Genomic DNA, 15,663 nt, shown 5'->3' on the forward strand with positions numbered 1-15,663 from the left:
GATACTCCGCCGCCAACGGGCCCTGCAGTGAATAATCGTAGCGTCGGCGCAAACTTGCGTTGAACTTCTGAGGCGGGCCTCAGCTCAAAGGGCTAACACCAGGAACGCCGCACATGGAGGCTCCACGATGAAAAAAACCCTTCCCTTCGCTCTGATGCTGGTTGCAGGCCTGACTCTGGCCGGTTGCGACAAGAAAGAAGAGCCCAAGGCCCCGCCGGCCGCGCCGAGCACCGAGCAGCCGGCGACCCCCGCGCCGACCACGCCGCCGGCCAACGAAGCCGCTCCGGCGCCGACCACCCCGGCTCCGGACACCGCGCCGGCGCCGTCCAACGAGGAGCAGAAGTAACCGCCCGCTCCCCGTACAACGCACAAGGCCCGCATTCGCGGGCCTTGTCGTTTCTTCACTCCGGCTCTTTCGCCGGCTCCGCGTGGGGCGTGGGGGTGAACACCATCACCTTGAGCACGTCGGAGTGGAACTCGCGCTGGTACAGCACCCCGACCACCCCGGCGGTGACCAGCATGAAGATCCACGGGTTGATGAACCAGGCCAGCATGGCCAGGCCGAAGTAGTAGGAACGCAGGCCCTGGTTGAACTGGTGCGCGGCCATGGACACCACCCGCGCGGCGCGCTCGGCGAAGGCGTTGCGCTCCTGCTCGCCGACGTGGCGCTCGCCGATCATCGGCGCCGAGCCCACCAGCACCGCGGCGAAGTTGTACTGGCGCATGCACCAGCTGAAGGTGAAGAAGGCATACACGAACACCACTGCCAGGCACAGCAGCTTCAGCTCCGACAGCCCGCGGGTCGGCGAGGCCACGAAAGGCAGGTCGGCCAGCACCGACACGGTGCGCTCGGCCGAGCCCAGCAGGGTGAGGATGCCGGCCAGGATGATCAGGGTGCTGGAGGCGAAGAACGAGGCGTTGCGCTCCAGGTTGCCGATCACGCTGGCATCGGCCACGCGGTTGTCGCGCAGCAGCAGGCGGCGCATCCAGTCCTTGCGGTAGAGGTGCAGCACGCTGGCCAGGCACGCGGTGTCGCGGGCCCTGTGGCTGGCGTAGCGGGCATAGCCGACCCAGCAGAAGGCGAACCAGAGCATGGCCAGCAGGTTCCACAGGTACTGGATATCGAAGAGGTCGACGACGTCGGTCATGGGCTTCCTTGGCGGGCCCTGTCGGCGGGCCGGGCCTGTTGATCGGGTGATTGAGGGAGAACGCGGCAGATAGACGCCGGATGTCGGCGGGAAGACACGAAGCTGCGTCACCTCCCCCATCGGGACACTTGACCGCCCCAAACCGAAGGCAATTCCTACAAGCAAACGAGCCTTTCCCTCAAAAGCCCTGCCCTAGAATCGCGGCGGCCATCACGGCATTGCCGGCGCATCTGTGCAGATCGCCCAGTGAGTCGTGAGCAAGCGCACAAACCCGACATCCCTCACTTGTAGTTGGACCAAAATGAAAACAATTGCCTTTGCCTTCGCCCTGTCCACAACCCTACTGGCCAGCAACGCCCAAGCCGCCGCAGGCTCGGTGGGCTTCGACGGATACATCACCCCTTCCACCTGCGCCGTCGCCGTCAACGGCCAGGGCGAACATGGCGCCGTGACCTTGAAGCCGGTCGGCTGGGAAAAGCTGCAGAACGCCGGGGATTTCGCCGGCGACACGCCGTTCACCATCACCCTCACCGGCTGCGGTGAAAGCGGCGCGCCGGCCTGGGTCCGCCCCAAGTTCGCCTCCACCGGGGTGAACCCCGCGACCGGCAACCTCCGGAACCAGAGCGGCGACGGCAACTCGGACATCGAAATCCAGCTGCGCAACGGCACCTACGCCACCATCGACCTGATGACCAACGAAAACAACTCCCCGCAGGTGGCCGACTCGGTCATGACCTTCGACTACCACGCCCACTACTACCGCGCCGGGACCACGGGCACCGTAAGCGGCCGCGTCACGGCGAAGCTGGAGTTCTCGGTGGAGTACATCTGAGAGGCACGTCCAACGGCGTATAACCGCGAACGGTTATACGCCCTACGTTCCCGTGTTCGCGTGGTTGGGGAGCATCCGGATGACTCCGGACTCACCACCCACGCCGGACAGCCCCCTCTCCCGCTTGCGGGAGAGGGTTGGGGAGAGGGCGCTCTTACACCCAACGCTGTAGCCACCGACGACTCCCATTCGCGAGCAAGCAAAAGCACCTCGGCGCGTCGGCAAGGCAGTCGCGCAACGAAAAAGGCCGCCTCGTGGGCGGCCTTTCTCATTGCGGCGGGCCCGGTCAGGCCACGGCTTCGCTCGGTTCGCCGAGCAGGCGGTCGATCACCACCATCACGGCGAGCATGGCCACCGAGGGGATCAGCCAGGCCAGGCCCTGCTCGGACAGCGGCAGATGGGCCAGCCATTCCGGCACGGCGAAGCCGGCGCCCTTGAGCGCGTCGACCATGCCGAACGCCAGCGACACCGTCATCACCGGCGCGACTATGCGCGTCTGCGACTTCCACAGGCCGGCGCAGAAGCTCAGCGCCACCAGCACGATGCACGGCGGGTAGATGGCGGTCAGCACCGGCACCGAGAACTGGATCAGCTTGGTCAGGCCGAGGTTGGACACCAGCAGCGAGAAGCCGGCCAGGATCACCACCAGGCTACGGTAGGACAGCGGCAGGATGCGGCAGAAGTATTCGGCGCAGGCGCAGGTCAGGCCCACGGCGGTGACCAGGCAGGCCAGGGCGATGAGCACGGCGAGGAAGCCGCTGCCCAGGGAGCCGAAGGTGTGCTGTACGTAGGCGTGCAGCACGGCCGCGCCGTTGGTTGCGCCGGCGGCGATGTCGTGGCTGCCCGAGCCCAGGCGGAACAGGCTGATGTACACCAGCGCCAGGCCTACCCCGGCGATCAGCCCGGCGATCACCGCGTAGCGGGTGATCAGGCGCGGCGACTGCACGCCGCGGGAGCGGATGGCGTTGACGATGACGATGCCGAAGACCAGGGCGCCCAGGGTGTCCATGGTCAGGTAGCCGTTGATGAAGCCCTGGGAGAAGGCCGCGTGCTCGTAGCTCGGCTCGGCCTGGCCGATGGTCCCGGCCGGCAGCATGAAGGCGGCGATGCCCAGCGCGGCCAGGGCGATGATCTTCAGCGGGGCGAGGAAGCGGCCCACGGTGTCCAGCAGCTTGCCGGGGTACAGGGAAATCACCAGGACGATGGCAAAGTACACCAGGCTGTAGAGGAACAGCGGCAGCGGGCCGTCGCCGGTGAGCGGCGCCAGGCCGACTTCGAAGGACACGGTGGCGGTGCGCGGGGTGGCGAACAGCGGGCCCACGGAGAGGTAGCAGACCGCCGCCAGCAGGCCGCCGGCGACGCGCCCGATGGGGTGGCTCAGGGTGTCCATGGCGCCGCCGACCTTGGCCAGGGCGACCACGGTGATGACCGGCAGGCCGACCGCGGTGATCAGGAAGCCGAGGGCCGCCATCCATACGTGCGGGCCGGAGTGCAGGCCGACGATGGGCGGGAAGATGATGTTGCCGGCCCCGACGAACAGGGCGAAGGTCATAAAGCCGAGCGCCAGGATGTCCTGGCCTTTCAAGACGTTCATTTAGGGGAATACCACAGTGCTTAAACGGGTTTCGTGGCCTCCCAAGGCACAACAGCCGAACGGGCACGGCGCAGCCGCATCGGGGATGCCTGCGTTCATACCTGCGCGGGAGATTGTTCTTGGAAGTCCGATAGCAGAGGTTTTCCATGGGCTCGTGGCCCCTTTGCTCCTGCATTCTGGTTGTCCCGCCATCCATGACGGTCCGGAATAGCCGCCGCTCCGGGTAGGAGTTGGCGGTTAGCACGCCTTCCCTTGTGGGGAACGCAGTGCTGGGGATAGTTGCTAGCCTAACGATCTATCCCGATGAACTGTACTGACGTATGTCAGCTCGTCGGCGGGATGAAAGGGCGTGTCGCCTGAACGACACTTCTTGCGACGCCTCGCCAAAACAAGAGGCCACCCGAAGGTGGCCTCTCGCGACGAGCAATAAGCGAAACGCTTACTTGGTCGCCCAGCCGGTCAGCTCGGCCAGGGCCTTGCCGATGTCGGCCAGGGAACGCACGGTCTTCACACCGGCGTCCTGCAGGGCGGCGAACTTCTCGTCCGCGGTGCCCTTGCCACCGGAGATGATGGCGCCGGCGTGGCCCATGCGCTTGCCGGGCGGTGCGGTGACGCCAGCGATGTAGGACACCACCGGCTTGGTCACGTTGGCCTTGATGTAGGCAGCGGCTTCTTCTTCAGCCGAACCACCGATCTCGCCGATCATGACGATGGCTTCGGTTTTCGGGTCTTCCTGGAACAGCTTCAGGATGTCGATGAAGTTGGAGCCCGGGATCGGGTCGCCGCCGATGCCCACGCAGGTGGACTGGCCGAAGCCGGCGTCGGTGGTCTGCTTCACGGCTTCGTAGGTCAGGGTGCCGGAACGCGACACGATGCCCACTTTGCCCGGCAGGTGGATGTGACCGGGCATGATGCCGATCTTGCACTCGCCGGGGGTGATCACGCCCGGGCAGTTCGGGCCGATCAGGCGCACGCCCAGCTCGTCGCACTTGACCTTGGCGTCCAGCATGTCGAGGGTCGGGATGCCTTCGGTGATGCAGACGATCAGCTTGATGCCACCGAAGGCGGCTTCCAGGATCGAGTCCTTGCAGAACGGAGCCGGAACGTAGATCACCGAGGCTTCGGCGCCGGTGGCTTCGACGGCTTGCTTGACGGTGTCGAACACCGGCAGGCCCAGGTGGGTGGTGCCGCCCTTGCCGGGGGTCACGCCGCCGACCATCTTGGTGCCGTAGGCGATGGCCTGTTCGCTGTGGAAGGTGCCCTGCGAGCCGGTGAAGCCCTGGCAGATGACCTTGGTGTCTTTGTTGATCAGGATGCTCATTACTTACCCTCCGCGGCCTTGACGACTTGCTGGGCAGCGTCGGTCAGGCTGGTCGCCGCGATGATGTTCAGACCGCTTTCGGCCAGTACCTTGGCGCCGAGTTCGGCGTTGTTGCCTTCCAGACGGACGACAACCGGAACCTTCACGCCGACTTCCTTGACGGCACCGATGATGCCTTCGGCGATCATGTCGCAGCGGACGATGCCGCCGAAGATGTTCACCAGTACGGCAGCGACGTTGCTGTCGGAGAGGATGATCTTGAACGCTTCGGTCACGCGCTCTTTGGTCGCGCCGCCGCCAACGTCGAGGAAGTTGGCCGGCTTGCCGCCGTGCAGGTTGACGATGTCCATGGTGCCCATGGCCAGGCCGGCGCCGTTGACCATGCAGCCGATGTTGCCTTCCAGCGCGACGTAGTTCAGCTCCCACTTCTGCGCATGGGCTTCACGGGCGTCGTCCTGGGACGGGTCGTGCATGGCGCGCAGCTTGGGCTGACGGTACAGGGCGTTGGAGTCGATGTTGATCTTGGCGTCCAGGCAGTGCAGGTTGCCGTCTTTCTTGATCACCAGCGGGTTGACTTCGAGCAGGGCCAGGTCGTAGTCCTGGAACAGCTTGGCCAGGCCGACGAAGATGTGCACGAACTGCTTGATCTGGTCGCCTTTCAGGCCCAGCTGGAAGGCCAGCTCGCGGCCCTGGAACGGCTGGGCGCCGACCAGCGGGTCGATGGTGGCCTTGAGGATCTTCTCGGGAGTGTCGTGGGCGACCTTCTCGATGTCCACGCCACCTTCGGTGGAGGCCATGAAGACGATACGGCGGCTGGAACGGTCGACGACGGCGCCGAGGTACAGCTCCTTGTCGATGTCGGTGCAGGATTCCACCAGGATCTTGCTGACCGGCTGGCCATTGGCGTCGGTCTGGTAGGTCACCAGACGCTTGCCCAGCCAGTTGGCGGCGAACGCCTTGGCGTCCTCCTTGCTCTTGACCAGCTTCACACCGCCCGCCTTGCCGCGGCCACCGGCGTGCACCTGGGCTTTCACGACCCACTCGGTGCCACCGATTTTCTCACAGGCTTCTGCGGCCTCTTCGGGTGTGTCGACGGCGAAGCCCTTGGATACGGGCAGGCCGTACTCAGCGAACAGCTGCTTACCCTGATACTCGTGGAGATTCATGCTTGTCTACCGTTTTTCGTCTTGGGTATTGCGCATTCGGCGCAGCGCTCGTGGCGCCGCACCACCTGTGATTCCCACGCCGCGGCGCGGGAATCCGGCGGGGTGGTCACGACAGCCCCTCGCGAATGACTGCCGCCCTGCCCCGCCGTGGTCCTACCGCCTCAGCGCTTCTTGCGGTTGGCGATGTGGATGGCGTGGCCATTCACCGCCAGGGCCGCTTCGTGCAGCGCCTCGGACAGAGTCGGGTGGGAGAAGACCATCATGCCCAGGTCTTCGGCGCTGGTGCCGAATTCCATGGCGATCGCGCCCTGCTGGACCAGCTCGGCGGCGCTCGGGCCGATCACGTGGACGCCCAGGACGCGGTCGGTCTTGGCATCGGCAATGACCTTGACCAGGCCGGTGGTGTCGTTGGCAGCCATGGCGCGGCCGCTGGCGGCGAACGGGAAGGTGCCGACGTTGACTTCGACGCCTTCGCCCTTGAGCTGCTGCTCGGTCTTGCCGACCCAGGCGATTTCCGGGTGGGTGTAGATGACCGACGGGATCAGGTCGTAGTTCATCTGCGCCTTGTGGCCGGCGATGCGCTCGGCGACCATCACGCCCTCTTCCGAGGCCTTGTGCGCCAGCATGGCGCCGCGGACCACGTCACCGATGGCGAACACGCCCGGAACGCTGGTCTTGCAGTGGTCGTCGACGAAGATGAAGCCACGCTCGTCGAGGGTCACGCCGCTGTCGGCGGCCAGCAGGTCGGTGGTCACCGGGCGACGGCCCACGGCCACGATCAGCTTGTCGAAGGTTTCCTTCTGCTCGCCGTTGGCGTCGGTGAAGGTCACGGTGACCTGCTTCTTCTTCACCTCGGTGCCGGTGACGCGGGCGCCCAGGCGGATGTTCAGGCCTTGCTTGGTCAGGACCTTCAGGGCTTCCTTGGCGATCTGCTCGTCGGCGGCCGGGAGGAACTTGTCCAGGGCTTCCAGGACGGTGACTTCGGCACCCAGGCGGGCCCAGACCGAACCCAGCTCCAGGCCGATGACGCCGGCGCCGATCACGCCCAGCTTCTTCGGCACGGCCTGGAATTCCAGGGCGCCGGTGGAGTCGACGATGATGTCGTCGGTCAGCGGGGCCGGCGGAATCTCGACCGGCTTGGAACCGGAGGCGATGATGATGTTCTCGGCTTCCAGGACCTGCACCTTGCCGTCCAGGCCGGTGATTTCGACCTGCTTGTTGGCCAGCACCTTGCCGTGGCCTTCGAAGGAGGTGACGCCGTTGGCCTTGAACAGGGTGGCGATGCCGCCGGTCAGGTTCTTAACGATGTTGGCCTTGCGCGCGACCATGGCCGGTACGTCGATGGTGACGCCCTTGGCTTCGATACCGTGGACGGCGAAAGCCTCCTTGGCCTCGTGGTACTTGTAGGAGCTGTCCAGCAGCGCCTTGGACGGAATGCAGCCTACGTTCAGGCAGGTACCGCCGAGGGCGACCTTGCCCTCCTTGCCGATGTACTTCTCGATGCAGGCGGTCTTCAGGCCGAGCTGGGCGGCACGGATGGCAGCCACGTAGCCGCCGGGGCCGGCACCAATCACAACCACGTCGAATTTCTGGCTCATATCTCAATCCTTATTCCGGTGAAGCGGACGGCCCCTCGCGGGGCCGTCGTGTAGTACGGGGCCGTCAGGTGAAATGACGAATCAGACGTCCAGCAGCAGACGAGCCGGATCTTCCAGCAGGTCCTTCATGGCGACCAGGAAGCTCACCGCTTCCTTGCCGTCGATCATGCGGTGGTCGTAGGACAGCGCCAGGTACATCATCGGCAGGATCACCACCTGGCCGTTAACGGCCATCGGGCGTTCCTGGATCTTGTGCATGCCGAGGATGGCGGTCTGCGGCGGGTTGACGATCGGAGTCGACAAGAGGGAACCAAATACGCCACCGTTGGAAATGGTGAAAGTACCACCGGTCATGTCTTCGATGGACAGCTTGCCGTCCTTGGCCTTCTTGCCGAAGGTGGCGATGCCGTTCTCGATCTCGGCCAGGCTCATGAACTCGGCGTTGCGCAGTACCGGTACCACCAGGCCACGGTCGCTGGACACGGCGACACCGATGTCCTGGTAGCCGTGGTAGACGATGTCGTTGCCGTCGATCGAGGCGTTGACGCCGGGGAAGCGCTTCAGGGCTTCGGTGGCGGCCTTGACGAAGAAGGACATGAAGCCCAGGCGCACGCCGTTGTGCTTCTTCTCGAACAGGTCCTTGTACTTGTTGCGCAGGTCCATGATCGGCTTCATGTTGACTTCGTTGAAGGTAGTCAGCATGGCCATGGAAGACTGGGCTTCGACCAGGCGCTCGGCGACCTTGGCGCGCAGGCGGGTCATCGGCACGCGCTTCTCGACGCGGTCGCCGGCGGCGAACACCGGGGCCTCGGCGGCCGGAGCGGCCGGCTTGGCGGCGGCCGGAGCGGCTGCCGGGGCGTTCTTCTTGGCCTCGACGGCGGCGACCACGTCTTCCTTGGTCACGCGACCGCCCTTGCCGGTGCCGGCGATGCTGTTCGGGTCGATGCCGTTCTCTTCGGCCAGCTTGCGCGCGGCCGGCGAGAGGATGGCGTCTTCGCCGGCGGCGGCCGGAGCGGCAGCGGCAGCCGGGGCAGCAGCCGGAGCGGCGGCGGCCGGGGCCGGAGCGGCGGCAGCGGCGCCGCCTTCGCTCAGCTTGCCGAGCAGTTCGTTGGAGAGGACGGTGTCGCCTTCGTTCTTGACGATCTCGGCCAGTACGCCGTCGGCCTCGGCCAGCACCTCGATGACCACCTTGTCGGTCTCGATGTCGACGATCAGTTCGTCACGCTTGACGGCTTCACCGACCTTCTTGTGCCAGGTGGCGACGGTGCCGTCGGCAACCGATTCCGGGAAGGTTGGGGCTTTGATTTCGATAGCCATTCTGTGTGTTTCCTTAAATTCGGTATCTACTGCGCGTTGGCGTTAAACAGTGAAGGCGTCTTGCAGCAGTTTTTCCTGCTGCTCGGCGTGCATCGAAGCGTAGCCGCAAGCCGGGGCGGCCGAGCCGTCGCGGCCGGCGTATTCCAGGTTGAGGCCCTTCTTGTGCGCGGCGATGACACGGCGCATGTGGTGCTGCGAGCAGTACCAGGCACCCTGGTTCATCGGCTCTTCCTGGCACCAGACGATGTGCTTGAGGTTCTTGTACTGCGACAGGACCTCGGCCAGGTCGTCTTCCGGGAACGGGTAGAGCTGTTCCAGGCGGACGATCGCGATGTTCTCGCGGCCTTCGGCGCGGCGCTTCTCCAGCAGGTCGTAGTACACCTTGCCGCTGCACAGGACGATGCGGTCGACCTTCTTCGGATCCAGGCTGTCGATCTCGTTGATGACGGTCTGGAACGAGCCGTTGGCCAGCTCTTCCAGGGTCGAGATGGCCAGCTTGTGGCGCAGCAGCGACTTCGGCGTCATGACGATCAGCGGCTTGCGCAGCGGACGGATCACCTGGCGGCGCAGCATGTGGTAGACCTGCGCCGGGGTGGTCGGCACGCAGACCTGGATGTTCTGCTCGGCGCACAGCTGCAGGTAACGCTCCAGACGCGCGGAGGAGTGCTCCGGGCCCTGGCCTTCGTAGCCGTGCGGCAGCAGCATGGTCAGGCCGCACAGGCGCTGCCACTTGGTCTCGCCGCTGGTGATGAACTGGTCGATCACCACTTGCGCACCGTTGGCGAAGTCGCCGAACTGGGCTTCCCAGATCACCAGCGCGTTCGGCATGGTGGTGGCGTAGCCGTATTCGAAGGCCAGCACCGCTTCTTCCGAGAGGAAGGAGTCGTACAGGCTGACGCGCGGCTGGCCGTCGAACAGGTGGGCCAGGGGGATGTAGACCGAGTCGTCCTTCTGGTTGTGCAGCGCCGCGTGGCGGTGCGAGAAGGTGCCGCGGCCGACGTCCTGACCGGTCATGCGCACCGGATGGCCTTCGAACAGCAGGGTGGCGTAGGCCAGGTTCTCGGCGAAGCCCCAGTTGATCGGCATGCCGCCGGCCGACATCTTGGCGCGGTCTTCGTAGATCTTCTGCACCTGGCGCTGCATGACGAAGCCGTCCGGAGTCTCCAGCAGCTTGTTGGACAGCTCCTGCAGGGTCTTCAGGTCGAAGCGGGTGTCGTGACGCGCGGTCCAGGCATGGCCGACGTACGGACGCCAGTCGACGAACAGCTCCTTGTTCGGCTCCTTGACCAGGCTCTTCACCACGTGCAGGCCGTTGTCCAGGGCGTCGCGGTATTCGTCGACCTTCTCCTGGGCCTGCTCGGCGGTCTGCACGCCGGCGGCGATCAGCTCGTCGGCATACAGGTCGCGGGTGGTGCGCTGCTTGGCGATCTGCTGGTACATCAGCGGCTGGGTGCCGCTCGGCTCGTCGGCCTCGTTGTGGCCGCGGCGGCGGTAGCAGACCAGGTCGATGACCACGTCACGCTTGAACTGCATGCGGTAGTCGACGGCCAGTTGGGTGACGAACAGCACCGCTTCCGGATCGTCGCCGTTCACGTGGAAAATCGGCGCCTGGATCATCTTGGCAACGTCGGTCGCGTACTCGGTGGAGCGCGCGTCGTCCTGGCGGCTGGTGGTGAAGCCGACCTGGTTGTTGATCACGATGTGGATGGTGCCGCCGGTCTTGTAGGCACGGGTCTGGGACATCTGGAAGGTTTCCATGACCACGCCCTGCCCCGCGAAGGCGGCATCGCCGTGGATGGAAATCGGCACGACCTTGTCGCCGCTGCCGTCCTTGCGACGGTCCTGGCGGGCGCGTACCGAGCCCTCGACCACCGGGGAGACGATCTCCAGGTGCGAGGGGTTGAACGCCAGCGCCAGGTGGACTTCGCCGCCCGGGGTCATGACGTTGGAGGAGAAGCCCTGGTGGTACTTCACGTCACCGGAGCCCAGCTCGACCAGCTTCTTGCCCTCGAACTCGTCGAACAGGTCGCGCGGGTTCTTGCCGAGGGTGTTGACCAGGACGTTCAGACGGCCACGGTGGGCCATGCCGATGACCACTTCCTTGACGCCGTAGGAGCCGGAGCGCTGGATGATCTCGTCGACCATCGGGATCAGGCTCTCGCCGCCTTCCAGACCGAAACGCTTGGTGCCCGGGTACTTGGTGCCCAGGTACTTCTCCAGGCCCTCGGCCGCGGTCAGGCGCTCCAGCAGGTGGGCGCGCGCCTCGGTGGAGTACGCCGGACGACCGCGCACGCTTTCCAGGCGCTGGGCGAACCAGTGGCGCTGCTCGGAATCGACGATGTGCATGAACTCGGCGCCGATGGTGCTGCAGTAGGTCTGCTTCAGGGCGTCGATGATCTCGCGCAGGGTCGCCTCTTCCTTGCCGATGTAGAGCTCACCGGTGCGGAAGGTGGTGTCGAGGTCGGCGGCGGTCAGGCCGTAGTGATCCAGCGACAGGTCCGAAGGCGCGGTACGCACCCAGAGGCCCAGCGGATCGAGCTTCGCGGCCTGATGCCCACGCAGCCGGTACGCCAGGATCAGGCGCAGGACTTCGACCTGCTTCTTCTCGTGCTCGGTGCTTACGCTGCCGGCGGAAACGGGCGCGGCGCGGCGCTGGTTCTTGGCCAGGAGCACGAAATGATCACGGATGGAGGAATGCGAGACGTCGGGAGCGGGATTGCCGTCGGCGGGGAGCTTCTGGAAGTATGTGCGCCACTCTTCTGGCACAGCGTTCGGGTCGTGCAGGTAGAGCTCGTAGAGCTCTTCGACGTAGGCAGCGTTCCCACCGGATAAATGGGCACTGTTCCACATCCGCTGCATTACGCTTTCGTGCATGCTTGGTCACCCTCGGTAAGGGGACTCCACCTGATGGAACTCTCGGGGGACCCAGCCCTGTGCAGCGACTGGTAGCCACAAAGGTTCCCGCAGATAGTCCGGGTACCAGCCCGGATGCCCCTGCTGGTCATATATACGTTTTCGAGTCAGACCCCGGCTTTGTGGGCTGGGGCCCGTTGCAACCGCACCGCCGGACAATGTTCCGGCGGCACGGGTATTGCTCTTGTCGCACGCGACGGCGAAGTGGGATCAGGTCCCGCTCTGCAGCAGCATGTTGCGAATGTGACCGATGGCCTTGGTCGGGTTCAGGCCTTTCGGGCAGACATTCACGCAGTTCATGATTCCACGGCAACGGAACACGCTGAACGGATCGTCCAGGCTGGCCAGGCGCGCCTGGGTTTCCGTGTCGCGGCTGTCGGCCAGGAAGCGATAGGCCTGCAGCAGCGCAGCGGGGCCGAGGAACTTGTCCGGGTTCCACCAGAACGACGGGCAGGAGGTCGAGCAGCAGGCGCACAGGATGCACTCGTACAGACCGTCCAGCTTTTCGCGCTCTTCGGGGGTTTGCAGGCGTTCGATCGCCGGCGCGGCATACTTGTTCTGCAGATACGGCTTAACGCTCTCGTACTGCTTGTAGAAGATGCGCATATCGACGACCAGGTCACGGATCACCGGCAGGCCCGGCAGCGGGCGCAGCACCAGCTTGCCGCCCTTCAGGCCGGCGGCCGACAGCGGAGTGATGCAGGCCAGGCCGTTCTTGCCGTTGATGTTCATGCCGTCGGAGCCGCAAACGCCTTCACGGCAGGAACGACGGTAGGAGAAGCCCTCGTCCTGTTCCTTGATCAGCGCCAGCACGTCCAGGACCATCACGTCCTTGCCCTGGGTATCGACGTCGAAGTCCTGCATGTAGGGTGCAGAGTCCTTCTCCGGGTTGTAGCGGTAAACACTTACTTTCAACATGACGGGCACCCTTAGTAAGTACGAACCTTGGGTTCGAATGCCGGAACGGTCTTCGGCGCGAAGTTGACGGCACGCTTGGCAACGCGCTTCTCACCCGGGAAGTACAGGGTGTGGCACAGCCAGTTCTCGTCATCGCGCTCCTCGAAGTCTTCGCGGGCATGGGCGCCGCGGGACTCCTTGCGGTTTTCGGCCGCAATGGCGGTGGCTTCGGCCACCTCGAGGAGGTTCTGCAGTTCCAGCGCTTCGATGCGCGCCGTGTTGAAAGCCTGGCTCTTGTCGTTGATCTTGACGGTGGCGATACGCTCGCGCAGGTCAGCCAGTTGAGCGATACCCTTCTGCATGTATTCGCCGGTACGGAATACACCGAAGTAGTTCTGCATGCACTGCTGCAGTTCGCGCTTGAGCGGGGCGACTTCTTCGCCGCTGGTGCGCTCGTTCACGCCGTTCAGGCGCTTGAAGGAGGCTTCCAGGTCGGACTCGGAGGCGCCGCGGTGCTCGATGCCCTCTTTCAGGGCCTTTTCCAGGTGCAGGCCGGTAGCGCGGCCGAAGACCACCAGGTCGAGCAGCGAGTTGCCGCCCAGGCGGTTGGCGCCGTGCACCGATACGCAGGCGACTTCGCCGACCGCGAACAGGCCTTCGACGATGGTGTCGTTGCCGTTGGCGTCCATGGTCAGGGCCTGGCCATGGATGTTGGTGGCGACGCCGCCCATCATGTAGTGGCAGGTCGGGATGACCGGGATGGGCGCGACCACCGGGTCGACGTGGGCGAAGGTCTTGGACAGTTCGCAGATGCCGGGCAGGCGGCTGTGCAGGACTTCCTCGCCCAGGTGGTCGAGCTTCAGCAGCACGTGGTCCTTGTTCGGGCCCACGCCGTTGCCGGCGATCACTTCCTTGACCATCGAACGGGCGACCACGTCGCGGCCGGCCAGGTCCTTGGCGTTCGGCGCGTAACGCTCCATGAAGCGCTCGCCATGGGCGTTGATCAGGTAGCCGCCTTCACCGCGGCAGCCTTCGGTGACCAGTACACCGGCGCCGGCGATGCCGGTCGGGTGGAACTGCCACATCTCGATATCCTGCACCGGTACGCCGGCGCGCAGGGCCATGCCCACGCCGTCGCCGGTGTTGATCAGGGCGTTGGTGGTGGAGGCGTAGATGCGGCCTGCACCGCCGGTGGCCAGGACCACGGCCTTGGAGCGGATATAGATGGTGTCGCCGGTCTCGATGTCGATGGCGATGATGCCGACCACGTGGCCGTCCTGGTTCTTCACCAGGTCGACGGCGTACCACTCATTAAGGAAGGAGGTGCCGTTCTTCAGGTTGGCCTGGTACAGGGTGTGCAGCAGGGCGTGACCGGTACGGTCGGCCGCGGCGCAGGTACGGGCGGCCTGGCCACCCTTGCCGAAGTCCTTGGACTGGCCACCGAACGGACGCTGGTAGATGCGGCCCTGCTCGGTACGGGAGAACGGCAGGCCCATGTGTTCCAGCTCGAACACGGCTTCCGGGCCGACGGAGCACATGTATTCGATGGCGTCCTGGTCACCGATGTAGTCGGAGCCCTTGACGGTGTCGTACATGTGCCAGCGCCAGTCGTCGTTCGGGTCGGCCGAGGCGATGGCGCAGGTGATGCCGCCCTGGGCGGAAACGGTGTGCGAACGGGTCGGGAAGACCTTGGTCACCACGGCGGTCTTGTGACCACCCTGGGCCAGTTGCAGCGCGGCACGCATGCCGGCGCCGCCGCCACCCACGATGATGGCGTCGAAGGAGAGAGTGCGAATGCTTGCCATGGATCAGTTACCCCAGAGAATCTGCACACCCCAGACGAAGAATGCGAACATGGCCATGCCGCATACCGCCTGGACGAGGAAACGCACGATGGTCGCGGGCTTGCCCAGCGCCATCTGAGTCAGGTAGTCGGTGGTGATGGTCCACATGCCGACCCAGGCGTGCACGCTCAGGGCAACCAGCGTGAGAAGACTGAAGATCTTCATCAGGCCGTGGGAGAACAGACCATGCCACTCCTCGTAGGAGATGTTCGGGTGTGCGATCAGGTAACCCAGCAGGAAAAGCACATAAGCCGCGAGAACGACCGCAGAAACGCGTTGGGCCATCCAGTCGTAGAGGCCGGAACGCGAGAAGTTTGTGACGTTAGTTACCATACCCAGACCCCCGCCAGAACGATCAGCACCACGGCAATGGCGATGACGATTTTCGAACCACGCTTGCCACCTTCCAGCGTCTCGCCGATACCTGCGTCCATGACGAGGTGACGAATGCCGGCTACCAGGTGGTACAGCAGCGCGGAGAGCAGGCCCCAGATCACAAGCTTGGCCAACGGATGGGCCAGACACGCCTTCACCTGCTCGAAGCTGTCTTCCGATGCGAGGGACTTGTCGAGCGCGAACAGCAGCACGGCAATGCCCAGGAACAGGATGACGCCAGAGATGCGGTGGAGAATGGACGTGTAAGCAGTGACAGGGAGTTTGATGGTCCTTAGGTCTAGGTTTACAGGTCGTTTGCTATTCACGGCTTTTTTCACACTGAGAGCCCTTCGAACTGCAGGGCTAGTTGTCGGGAGGTGCACTTGTCAGGTACCCATCACCTTCGGGAGTGACAACCGCCTGTGGAGCGAGGCCTGGAGGGCCCCGGCGGCTGGTCGCCGAGTATAGACAGTTAGGCTCCTAATGACAACGGAATCGCCTTCGCCTAAGGACTTATTGCCGCACCCCCATAAAAGGCGTAAATAGGCGATTTTTTTCGCCAAAACAGGCAGTTGGAGGGGCTGTCCGCTACCGATTCTTGCAAATTGACAATCGGATTTATCTCTCTATAGTGGTGCGGGCCCTGCGTGGGGGGTCG

13 protein-coding genes are annotated in these 15,663 nt (G+C 64.7%); 2 read left to right on the forward strand and 11 right to left on the reverse strand.

Going from position 1 to position 15,663, the window contains the following annotated elements:
* The first annotated feature begins 127 nt into the window (after positions 1-127).
* Positions 128-346 (forward strand): hypothetical protein, encoded by a 219-nt coding sequence (locus tag QSJ95_RS13195; RefSeq protein ID WP_009619390.1) that lies wholly within the window; start codon positions 128-130, stop codon positions 344-346.
* 55 nt (positions 347-401) lie between these two features.
* Here QSJ95_RS13195 and QSJ95_RS13200 read toward each other — a convergent pair whose 3' ends face one another.
* On the reverse strand, positions 402-1,148 hold the full coding sequence (locus QSJ95_RS13200) for a DUF599 domain-containing protein (RefSeq protein ID WP_009619389.1): 747 nt from the start codon (positions 1,146-1,148) through the stop codon (positions 402-404).
* A 301-nt stretch (positions 1,149-1,449) separates the two neighbouring features.
* Here QSJ95_RS13200 and QSJ95_RS13205 point away from each other — a divergent pair, with 301 nt between their 5' ends.
* Entirely contained in the window at positions 1,450-1,980 is a 531-nt protein-coding gene (locus QSJ95_RS13205) for a fimbrial protein (protein ID WP_009619388.1), read from the forward strand.
* 286 nt (positions 1,981-2,266) lie between these two features.
* On the opposite strand, the gene brnQ is transcribed toward QSJ95_RS13205, so the two are convergent.
* The 10 genes from brnQ to sdhC all read right to left on the reverse strand — a co-directional run bounded on the left by brnQ (position 2,267) and on the right by sdhC (position 15,343).
* Entirely contained in the window at positions 2,267-3,574 is a 1,308-nt protein-coding gene (brnQ, locus tag QSJ95_RS13210; protein WP_285642922.1) for a branched-chain amino acid transport system II carrier protein, read from the reverse strand.
* 439 nt (positions 3,575-4,013) lie between these two features.
* Positions 4,014-4,895, reverse strand: coding sequence for a succinate--CoA ligase subunit alpha (gene sucD, locus QSJ95_RS13215; protein ID WP_009619384.1), 882 nt, complete (start codon positions 4,893-4,895; stop codon positions 4,014-4,016).
* Positions 4,895-6,061: an ADP-forming succinate--CoA ligase subunit beta gene (sucC, locus tag QSJ95_RS13220; RefSeq protein ID WP_009619383.1), complete on the reverse strand. Its 1,167-nt coding sequence runs from the start codon at positions 6,059-6,061 to the stop codon at positions 4,895-4,897. Before sucC ends, sucD begins: the two co-directional genes overlap by 1 nt.
* Before the next feature lie 161 nt (positions 6,062-6,222).
* Entirely contained in the window at positions 6,223-7,659 is a 1,437-nt protein-coding gene (gene lpdA / locus QSJ95_RS13225; protein ID WP_043266726.1) for a dihydrolipoyl dehydrogenase, read from the reverse strand.
* A gap of 81 nt (positions 7,660-7,740) precedes the next feature.
* On the reverse strand, positions 7,741-8,976 hold the full coding sequence (gene odhB, locus QSJ95_RS13230; protein WP_009619379.1) for a 2-oxoglutarate dehydrogenase complex dihydrolipoyllysine-residue succinyltransferase: 1,236 nt from the start codon (positions 8,974-8,976) through the stop codon (positions 7,741-7,743).
* A 42-nt stretch (positions 8,977-9,018) separates the two neighbouring features.
* Entirely contained in the window at positions 9,019-11,850 is a 2,832-nt protein-coding gene (locus tag QSJ95_RS13235) for a 2-oxoglutarate dehydrogenase E1 component (protein ID WP_009619378.1), read from the reverse strand.
* Positions 11,851-12,099: 249 nt separating this feature from the next.
* The gene (locus QSJ95_RS13240) at positions 12,100-12,807 is read right to left on the reverse strand and encodes a succinate dehydrogenase iron-sulfur subunit (RefSeq protein ID WP_009619377.1); all 708 of its coding nucleotides are present in this window, start codon (positions 12,805-12,807) and stop codon (positions 12,100-12,102) included.
* Between the two features lie 11 nt (positions 12,808-12,818).
* On the reverse strand, positions 12,819-14,591 hold the full coding sequence (gene sdhA / locus QSJ95_RS13245; protein WP_043266732.1) for a succinate dehydrogenase flavoprotein subunit: 1,773 nt from the start codon (positions 14,589-14,591) through the stop codon (positions 12,819-12,821).
* 3 nt (positions 14,592-14,594) lie between these two features.
* Complete coding sequence (gene sdhD, locus QSJ95_RS13250) at positions 14,595-14,963, reverse strand: succinate dehydrogenase, hydrophobic membrane anchor protein (RefSeq protein WP_009619375.1); 369 nt, start codon at positions 14,961-14,963, stop codon at positions 14,595-14,597.
* A complete protein-coding gene (gene sdhC / locus QSJ95_RS13255) occupies positions 14,957-15,343 on the reverse strand; it encodes a succinate dehydrogenase, cytochrome b556 subunit (protein ID WP_009619374.1) in 387 nt (128 codons plus the stop codon). Before sdhC ends, sdhD begins: the two co-directional genes overlap by 7 nt.
* Positions 15,344-15,663: the final 320 nt, after the last annotated feature.

It is taken from the genome of Pseudomonas sp. NBRC 100443 (genome assembly GCF_030268185.1).
GTDB lineage: Bacteria > Pseudomonadota > Gammaproteobacteria > Pseudomonadales > Pseudomonadaceae > Pseudomonas > Pseudomonas citronellolis.